A 1311-nucleotide genomic window follows, 5' to 3' on the forward strand; every position below is an offset into this window, starting at 1 on the left:
TGGCCTGTTGTAGATTGAACCCGGCCGTACTGCTGCGCTGGATGTCGCACGCGCTTAAACTGATAGTTATAAATTTATTTGTTTTTAGTCATAAATAAAAATCCAATAAATCGATTATTGTTTTTTTGATAACTCTTCGCCTACGGTCGCACCGTATAGATATAAGGTGAGGCGATATTTTTTTACTCAACTCCAAAACCAGTGGCTCCATATTCTGGTTTAGCTCGTCAAGTCTATTGTCTGACATGATTGATAAGTATTTTTCCATTAGGCAGTACTCTGCATGATTCGGTTCTTTGACCAAGTCTAAGTTTTCGCTAGCTGACTCGCAAAGGTAACGAATTGGGTTTTTTAATCGGTATCCGCAATATTTATTTTCTGAAAAAATAAAGCAAAAATCTTTTTTTATATATATGTAGTCAACGTTGGATGAAGGGGTGAAATTTAAGCAGGTCAGTTCTTTTCTTATTGCATTAAAGTTTCTTAGTTTTGTAGGCTCCAGCAAAAAAGGTTTTGGGTTTTTAAGTGTTAATTCGCCCCAGTAAGATGAGCCATCAATTAAAGTGTTTTTTATATTTCGATTGGGAATAGAGAGTTCGGATCTTGCAAGATTACCATCGGCACTAAACAAAAAAAGCTCTGAGTTTTCGGAAATCCAATGTTCAGAGCCAATACCTGATTTTCCATTTGAAATGGAGATAATCGATGAGTTTCCCCCGAAGACATACTTTATTCTGAAATCTTTATAGGTGGTTTGAGGTAGGGGGGAAGTTTTAATTTTCATACATGAAATATTAAGCATGTTATATCTTCGTTGCAGGGGGTAGAAAGCCACCATTCGGTTTGGGGATGTTTCCTGATGTAATCATTTCAGACGTTATCGGCATTCCGGGATCAGAAGGTGCACCTCCATAGATGGCAGCTCCACTTTCACCTCGCGGACCTCCTTGACCATAACTAGTAATTACGTTGCCTTGAGCCCCGCCCTTACCATGAGTTACAACAATGTTCCCATCTTTGTGGAATATTAAATTTCCATTTTTGGCTTGATAGATGTTTTCTGGACTACTAAGGATGTCCAGCTCAGTATCATGCCCCAATCTCCCGTGATAGTCCTTTCCTCGCCGAATTTTCCCATTTGAGGCATTTTCTGTGATTTTCGCTGCGGCTTCTTTTGGGCATGTTGCCAATCCCAGCGGATCAACCCAACTATTCGGGTTATGCACATACCCCTGCGGCCGAACCCCACCCGCGAGTCCTATCGGATCCGGACTCAAATACTGCGCCGTCTCCGGATCGTAGTACCGATGT

Annotated in this window: 2 protein-coding genes; both read right to left on the reverse strand. The window is 41.0% G+C overall.

The genetic code is table 11. The features are described 5' to 3' along the window. Positions 1 to 88: 88 nt before the first annotated feature. Positions 89 to 802, reverse strand: a complete 714-nt coding sequence (locus LXM55_RS32290; RefSeq protein WP_233324188.1) for a hypothetical protein — start codon at positions 800 to 802, stop codon at positions 89 to 91. A gap of 1 nt (position 803) precedes the next feature. Further along, on the reverse strand, positions 804 to 1311 hold a 508-nt coding region (locus tag LXM55_RS32295; RefSeq protein WP_233324189.1), incomplete at its 5' end, for an RHS repeat-associated core domain-containing protein.

This window comes from Pseudomonas sp. Au-Pse12, assembly GCF_021341665.1.
Classification (GTDB): Bacteria; Pseudomonadota; Gammaproteobacteria; order Pseudomonadales; family Pseudomonadaceae; genus Aquipseudomonas.